This is a genomic window from Albidovulum sp. (assembly GCF_041919395.1).
Classification (GTDB): Bacteria; Pseudomonadota; Alphaproteobacteria; order Rhodobacterales; family Rhodobacteraceae; genus Albidovulum.
This window is the reverse complement of sequence record NZ_JAYRTX010000131.1, coordinates 1-6,829: the sequence shown is the minus strand read 5'-3', so window position 1 is coordinate 6,829 and position 6,829 is coordinate 1. Positions and strand designations below refer to the sequence as shown.

The window sequence follows — 6,829 nt, the reverse complement described above, 5'->3', positions numbered from 1 at the left end:
TCCGTCAGGTCCATGACCTGCCCCGTCAGGCCGGGGCGCGTCACGGTCTTGCCGTTCGAAAGCTGCACCATCGCATCATCCACGGTGCCGTGATAGCAGCCGTTGAACACAAGAACCTTCGGCTTGCCGGTGACCGCACGCGCGACGCGGAGCGCGAAACGGTTGGCGTCGGTCGCCGTCGTCGCGATCTGCCACTTGAAGTCACCGAACCGTTCGGTGAGGAGCCGCCCGGCCTCCATCGCCGCGTCGGTCGGCAGCATGTATGTCAAACCCCTCCGCGCCTGCCGTCGGATTGCCTTCGCGACCGGCTTGGGCGAATGGCCGAACATCGAGCCGGTATCGCCAAGGCAGAAATCGTCGATCCCGTAGCCGTCGATGTCGGTTATGCGCGCACCCTCGGCATGATCGACGACCATCGGAAAGGGCATCGGCCAGTCCTTCATCCAATGCATCGGCACCGCGTCGAGGAATGTGCCTGCGCCGGCCTCCAGCGCTGCGCTCGTCTTCGGACGCGACGCGGCGAAGCGCCGGCCCTCACGCTCGGCCACCTGCTTCAGGCGGTCACGGTCGATTCCGGCGATCAGATTCTTCCTTGCGGGCATGGCGGCACTCCTTCCGGGCGTCCCGTTATCCGCGATTTTTGATCAAATTGGAAGCGGGTTCGATCTGCTGGATTCGTTCCCGTCGGTGGCGCAACTCCAATATTTGATCAAATAGCAGAAGCCACGCAAGCCCAACCTGCGCATTCGGCGACCTGCTGCATGGCACCGAGGACGTCCCCGGTCTGCCCGCCGATCTGCCGCATGGCGAGCCAGCCGACGGCGAAGGCCGCAAGCGCCATCGCGACGGCGATCGCGGCGGCAGTGCCGGGGCCCAGCGGAAGAAGGCAAAGGAGGCCGATCACGCCCGCGATTCGAGCCGGAACAGGCTCGATTCCGGCCGCCGCCCGCCCAAGCCCGTCCTGTCGTGCCGGCGGCATCAGGATCAGTGCCGCGGGCAGGACCGCCCGCGACGCTGCCGCCAGGGACAGAAGACCGAGAAACGCACCGCCCGAGTCGATGAGCGCGGCGAGTCCTGCGGCGCGAAAGGCGAAACAGAGAACCAGCGCGACGACCCCGTAGGAGCCGATCCGGCTGTCACGCATGATTTCTAGCTTGCGGTCACGTGTCCGCCCGCCGCCGAAACCGTCCGCCAGATCGGCGAGCCCGTCCTCATGCAGCGCGCCGGTGGCGAGTGCGCCGGCGGCAAGTGCCACGATGGCGGCCATCGGTGGCGTCACCCCCACCGCAAGGGCAAAATATCCGGCGACGGAAGAGATCGCGCCTACAGCAAGTCCGACGACCGGCCAGGCCCAGGACGACGCAGCCATCGAAGGCGCCTCGCCCGAAACAGCGCGAACCGGCAGGCGCGTGAGCAGGAGGAAGGCGAGTCGCAACTCGGCACCGCGCCCGCTCATCCCTCCGAAACCCCGGCCTCGCCAAAGGTCGCCATGCCGTTGTGGCAGGCGAGCGCCGACCGCACAATCCCGAGCGCCAGTGCCGCGCCCGAGCCTTCGCCAAGGCGCATCTCGAATTCGAGGACCGGGCGCTTGTGGATCGCCGCCAGAAGCTTGCGGTGGCCTGGCTCGGCCGAGACATGGCCGACGAGGCAGTGGTCGAGCAGCCTCTTGTCGGCGGCGTGAAGGACCGCCGCGGCGGCAGTGCAGATGAACCCGTCGAGGATGACCGGGATCCGCTCCGCCCGCGCCGCCAGCACCGCGCCGCAGATCGCGGCCTGCTCGCGCCCGCCGAGCGCGGCCAGAATCGCCCCGGCATCTCCGAGCGCAGCCCCGTGCCTCTTCAGGCCGCGCTCGATCACCTCCACCTTCCGCGCGAGTCCGGCCTTGTCAGAGCCTGTTCCGGGCCCGACCCATTCGGCGACCGGCCCGCCGAAACATGCCGCCGCCAGTGCCGCCGCCACGGTGGAATTTCCGATCCCCATCTCGCCGAGAATGAGGATGTCGGCGCTGGCATCGACGGCTGCCGCACCCTGCCAGAGCGCGTCGAGGCAGTCGAGTTCATCCATCGCCGGAGCTTCTGTGAAGTCGCGCGTGGGCCGCTCCAGCTCCAGCGCGATCACCGACAGGTCTGCTCCGTTCACCGCGCAGAGCTGGTTGATCGCGGCCCCCCCGGTGCGGAAGTTGGCGACCATCTGCGCCGTCACCTCCTGCGGATAGGGGTTCACGCGCTGCGCGCAGATCCCGTGATTGCCTGCGAAGACGAGCGCCTGGGCCTTCCATATCTCGGGTCGCGCGGTGCCCCGCCATGAGGCCATGAACTCCGCGATCTGCTCAAGCCGGCCGAGCGAGCCGGGCGGCTTCGTCAGGGAATTCTGCCGCGCCCGCGCCGCTTCGGCTGCCTGGGTGTCGGCGACCGGCAGACGGTCGGCCAGTGCTGCGAGTTGCGAGAGCGAGGAGAGGCGCGGAAGGCTCATGTCATTTCACTTTCAAGGGCAGGCCGGAGACGGCAAGGTAGACCTCATCGGCCGCGGCGGCGACCCATTGGTTCAGGAGCCCCGCCGCGTCGCGGAAGGCACGGGCAAGCGCGTTGTCGGGCACGATACCCATGCCGACCTCGTTCGTGACGAAGACGACCGGCGACCGCTGCACTGGCAGCGCAGCCACGAGCGCGCGGGACGCCACCTGCCAGTCCGCCTCGGCCAGCATCAGGTTGGTGAGCCAGAGCGTCAGGCAATCGACGAGCCGCGGGCCGGTTCCATCGGTATCGGCAAGCACTCCCGGAAGATCGAGGGGCTCCGCCCGCGTGATCCACGCGTCACTCCGGCGCGCCCGATGCGCGGCGATCCGCGCCTCCATCTCGGCGTCGCGTGCCTCGGCCGTGGCGATGTAGGTCGCCGGGCGGCCAAGCGACAGCGCCATCGTCTCGGCGATGCCGCTTTTGCCAGACCGGGCTCCGCCGGTGATGAGTATCGTCTTGCCCATGGGCCGTTCTCAAAGCACATAACGGGCGGCCTGCGAAAGGGAGAATGCGACGGTGGCTGACGAAGCGGCGACAGAGCTGATCCTGATCCGTCACGCGCCGGCGCTGACGGAGGGCCGGCTTTGCGGCCGCACAGACGTGGCCGCAGACTGTTCCGATCTCGCCGCCCTGGCGGCCCTGCGGCTCGGCGTGGGCGACCCCGGCCGGATCGTGGTCAGCCCGGCGCTGCGCTGCCGTCAGACCGCAGCAGCCCTCTGGCCGGTTGCCGGTGTCGAGGAGAACCCCGCGCTCTGGGAGCAGGACTTCGGCGCTTGGGAGGGGCGGCCGACCGGCGAAATCCCCGATCTCGGACCGATGACCAATGGCGCGCTGGCAGAGCACCGCCCACCGGGAGGCGAGAGCTTCGCCGATCTCTGCGCCCGGGTCGGACCGGCGCTGACTGGGCTGGCGACGGGCGGCCGCGTGACGATCGTCGCCCATGCAGGCACCGTCCGTGCGGCCCTCGCCCTGGCGCTCGGCAGCGTTGCGCCCGCGCTCGGCTTCACCGTGGCCCCGCTGTCTATGACGCGCATCACGGCGTTGCCGCGAGGCGCCTGGTCCATCGGAACCGTGAACTGGGGGCCGGCGTGAGCCAGCCTTCGGTCCGCGTGGCCGGGCATCTCGGTGAGTTTCTGCAAGGCCGGATCGGGCCGGAGGGTCCGGTCGCACTGGTGACCCTGCCCTGTCCGTCTCTCGCCCTCCAAGCCTGGTACAGACCAGGCCCGGGCCTTACGATCCACGGCAGCGGACAGCGGCTCATCACGCCCGAACGCGCCCGCCGGTTCCTTGCACGGCTGGACCGCAGATTGTCCGGCCACGTGAAGCTCAGGGCCGCGATGCCGGCCGGCGGTGGCGCGGGCGCGTCCACGGCGGCACTCGTCGCCCTTGCCCGGCTTGCAGGCGTTGCGCCAGCGCCGGAGCCCCTCGCGAGTGCCTGCGTCGCGGCTGAAGGCGCAAGCGATCCCCTGATGTTTCCTCACCCCGAACAGCTCCTCTGGGCCTCGCGGGAAGGGCGCGTGCTCGGTACGTTTCCACCCTTGCCAAGGATGGACGTCATCGGCGGATTTCTCGGCCCGGTCCGACGCACCGATGCGGGGGACGGCAATTTCCCCGACATCGCCGATCTGATCGGCCCCTGGGGCCGCGCCGCGTCGACCGGCCGGGCAGAGACTCTGGCCGAGATCGCCAGCCTCTCTGCCAGCCGTACCCTTGCGCTCCGGGGGCCCCGGGGTGACCCGACGGCGGCACTTGCCCGCGAACTCGGGGCAATGGGATTTGCCATGGGCCATACCGGATCGGCCCGCGCGCTGCTATTCGTGCCCGGACGAATCGCCCCAAACGCTGCCGCGGCCCTGCGCGCGGCAGGCATGACGGGGATCGTCCGGTTCCGGGTGGGAGTACGGCAGTGACCGGCGCGATGATCATGCTCGTGGCGCTTTGCATCGACGCCGTGCTCGGCTGGCCGGACCGGCTGTTCCGCGCCATCGGCCATCCCGTGACCTGGATCGGCCGGATGATCGACGCGCTCGACCGCTGGATCAACCTCGAAGGGGCCGACGAAAGCGCCAGGCGGGTTGCGGGGATCGTCACTGTCGCGGTTGTCGTCGGCGCGGCCGCAGAGATCGCCTGGGTCGTGACCTGGGTGCTTCCGGCCGGTTCGCCTGGCATCCTACTGGGCGGCGTACTCGCCTGGCCGCTCGTGGCGATGCGGTCATTGCGTGACCATATCCGGGCCGTGGCCGATCCGCTCGCCGCAGGCGATCTCGTCGCCGCGCGCCGGGCTGTCTCCATGATCGTCGGACGCGATCCCGACCAGCTCGACAAAGAGGGCATCGCGCGCGCCACGATCGAGAGTCTGGCCGAAAACACATCGGACGGGATCGTCGCGCCGGTCTTATGGGGCGTTCTCTTCGGCCTGCCCGGGATCGCAGCCTACAAGGCGATCAACACGCTCGATTCGATGATCGGGCACCGCACGCAGCGCCACCGCGCATTCGGCTGGGCCGCCGCCCGGATCGACGATCTTGCCAACATCATCCCCGCGCGGTTCACCGGACTTCTCTTCGCGCTCGTCTGCACCCGTCCGCGCGCGGCACTCGCAACGATGTGGCGCGATGCACGCCGCCACCGTTCGCCCAACGCCGGCTGGCCGGAAGCGGCGCTTGCCGGCGCGCTCGAGATCCGCCTGTCCGGTCCCCGGACCTATCACGATCGCGTCGCCGATGAACCCTGGCTGAACGAAGGCGCCCCCGACCCGCAGCCAGCGGACATCGAGCGTGCGCTCCGTCTCTTCTGGTTCGCGATACTGGCGATGGCGCTCGGCCTCGCCATTCTGGCGGCGCTCTGATGCGCGACCACGGCGGGAACATCGACGCGGCGATCGCCCGGTTTGGCGGCCCTTCGGCAGACTGGATCGACCTTTCGACCGGCATCAACCGGGTCGCCTATCCCCTGCCGCCGATCCCGGCCCCGGCCTGGACGATGCTGCCGACGCGCGCGGCAACAGAGCGTCTGATCGCCGCCGCGCGCGGAGCCTACCGGACGGAGGCCGCGATCCTGCCTGTTGCCGGCGCGCAGGCGGCGATCCAGATGATTCCGCGGCTCTCGCTGCCCGGCCTCGCCCGTGTGCTGGGTCCGACCTACAACGAACACGCCGGGGCGCTGCGCACCTCAGGCTGGAGCGTGGAGGAGGTGAGCACGCCCGAGGCACTGGTCGGCGCCGATCTGGCGGTCGTCGTCAACCCGAACAACCCGGACGGCCGCGTGCTTGGCACGGACGCGCTGCACGCGCTTGCGGGGCGCGTCGGACGCCTCGTCGTGGACGAGAGCTTCGCGGATGCGACCCCGGATGCTTCGTCCGCGCATGGCGCCATCGCCCCCGGCATCCTCGTCCTGCGGTCGTTCGGGAAGTTCTATGGACTTGCGGGCCTGCGGCTGGGCTTCGTCCTCGGCTCCGCGCGCGACATCGCACGGCTTGCCGAGATGGCCGGACCCTGGCCCGTCAGCGGCGCCGCGATCGAGGTCGGCGCGGTGGCGCTGGCCGACCATGCCTGGGCCCAACGCGCCCGCGACCGGCTTGCCGGCGAGGCAGGGCGGCTCGATGCCCTCGCCGCCGGGGCCGATTGGCGCTGCGTCGGCGGGACGACCCTGTTCCGCCTCTACGATACGCCGGATGCCGCAGGCGCGCAGGAACGGCTGGCGCGCGCGCGGATATGGTCGCGCATCTTCCCCTACTCCGGAACCTGGCTCCGCCTCGGGCTTCCTGGCGGCGAGGCGGAATGGACCCGGCTCGCCGCCGCGCTCGCCTGAGGCGCGGGCTCAGCGCGCCAGCGCGAAGAGCCCCGCGACATCGAGATGCGCCTCGAGGTGATCGGCAAGCGCATCGAGCGCCGCCTCGACCTCGGCACCGTAACGTGCGCTCGACGGCGCACCGAGCGCGGAGAGGAAGGCGGCGCGAAAGGCATCTCCCGCGAACATGCCGTGCAGGTAGCTCCCCATTACCCGTCCGCTGGCAGAGACCGCGCCCTCTGGGATGCCCTCCACGAAAGCGAAGGGCCGGGCACGCGCCGGACCTTCGGTCCGGCCGATGTGGATCTCGTAACCCTCCATCGCGGCCCCCGTCGCGGCGTGGCGCGCAGCGGTGCGGGTCAGGCGCTTGTCCGGCGTCATCACCGTGACGACGTCGAGCAGGCCGAGCCCCGCCGTCTCGCCGGGCGCACCCTCGATCCCTTCCGGATCGTCAATCGTCCGGCCGAGCATCTGGTACCCGCCGCAGATGCCGAGGACATGCCCGCCCCGTCGGACATGCGCCG

At 70.2% G+C, this 6,829-nt stretch carries 8 protein-coding genes and 1 pseudogene; 4 read left to right on the top strand and 5 right to left on the bottom strand.

Annotated features, from left to right (window positions below):
- From ACMUOO_RS15915 to cobU, 4 genes are all read right to left on the bottom strand, one after another.
- On the bottom strand, positions 1-602 hold a 602-nt coding region (locus ACMUOO_RS15915), incomplete at its 3' end, for an aminotransferase class III-fold pyridoxal phosphate-dependent enzyme (RefSeq protein ID WP_413855715.1).
- A gap of 107 nt (positions 603-709) precedes the next feature.
- Positions 710-1,456, bottom strand: a complete 747-nt coding sequence (gene cobS, locus ACMUOO_RS15910; RefSeq protein ID WP_301920098.1) for an adenosylcobinamide-GDP ribazoletransferase — start codon at positions 1,454-1,456, stop codon at positions 710-712.
- A complete protein-coding gene (gene cobT / locus ACMUOO_RS15905; RefSeq protein ID WP_301920097.1) occupies positions 1,453-2,472 on the bottom strand; it encodes a nicotinate-nucleotide--dimethylbenzimidazole phosphoribosyltransferase in 1,020 nt (339 codons plus the stop codon). The genes cobS and cobT overlap by 4 nt, the downstream gene beginning before the upstream one ends.
- A 1-nt stretch (position 2,473) precedes the next feature.
- The gene (gene cobU, locus ACMUOO_RS15900) at positions 2,474-2,980 is read right to left on the bottom strand and encodes a bifunctional adenosylcobinamide kinase/adenosylcobinamide-phosphate guanylyltransferase (protein ID WP_301920096.1); all 507 of its coding nucleotides are present in this window, start codon (positions 2,978-2,980) and stop codon (positions 2,474-2,476) included.
- 52 nt (positions 2,981-3,032) lie between these two features.
- Between cobU and ACMUOO_RS15895 the strand changes: the two genes are divergently transcribed.
- From ACMUOO_RS15895 to cobD, 4 genes are read left to right on the top strand one after another with little or no spacing between them, the layout of a single operon-like run.
- Positions 3,033-3,608 carry a histidine phosphatase family protein gene (locus tag ACMUOO_RS15895; protein ID WP_301920095.1) on the top strand — a complete coding sequence of 192 codons (576 nt, stop codon included), beginning with the start codon at positions 3,033-3,035 and terminating at the stop codon, positions 3,606-3,608.
- Complete coding sequence (locus ACMUOO_RS15890) at positions 3,605-4,426, top strand: propanediol utilization protein (RefSeq protein WP_301920094.1); 822 nt, start codon at positions 3,605-3,607, stop codon at positions 4,424-4,426. The genes ACMUOO_RS15895 and ACMUOO_RS15890 overlap by 4 nt, the downstream gene beginning before the upstream one ends.
- Before the next feature lie 8 nt (positions 4,427-4,434).
- Positions 4,435-5,364 (top strand): adenosylcobinamide-phosphate synthase CbiB, encoded by a 930-nt coding sequence (cbiB, locus tag ACMUOO_RS15885; protein ID WP_301920105.1) that lies wholly within the window; start codon positions 4,435-4,437, stop codon positions 5,362-5,364.
- Entirely contained in the window at positions 5,364-6,326 is a 963-nt protein-coding gene (gene cobD / locus ACMUOO_RS15880; RefSeq protein ID WP_413855714.1) for a threonine-phosphate decarboxylase CobD, read from the top strand. The genes cbiB and cobD overlap by 1 nt, the downstream gene beginning before the upstream one ends.
- A gap of 9 nt (positions 6,327-6,335) precedes the next feature.
- Here cobD and ACMUOO_RS15875 read toward each other — a convergent pair.
- Positions 6,336-6,829: pseudogene (locus ACMUOO_RS15875) on the bottom strand (cobyric acid synthase CobQ); the annotation flags it as partial.

Excerpts from the sequence above, each read along its gene's own strand:
- cbiB (WP_301920105.1), top strand. The coding sequence starts at position 4,435 with ATGATCATGCTCGTGGCGCTTTGCATCGACGCCGTGCTCGGCTGGCCG.
- cobD (WP_413855714.1), top strand. The coding sequence starts at position 5,364 with ATGCGCGACCACGGCGGGAACATCGACGCGGCGATCGCCCGGTTTGGC.
- cobS (WP_301920098.1), bottom strand. The coding sequence starts at position 1,456 with ATGAGCGGGCGCGGTGCCGAGTTGCGACTCGCCTTCCTCCTGCTCACG.
- cobU (WP_301920096.1), bottom strand. The coding sequence starts at position 2,980 with ATGGGCAAGACGATACTCATCACCGGCGGAGCCCGGTCTGGCAAAAGC.
- cobT (WP_301920097.1), bottom strand. The coding sequence starts at position 2,472 with ATGAGCCTTCCGCGCCTCTCCTCGCTCTCGCAACTCGCAGCACTGGCC.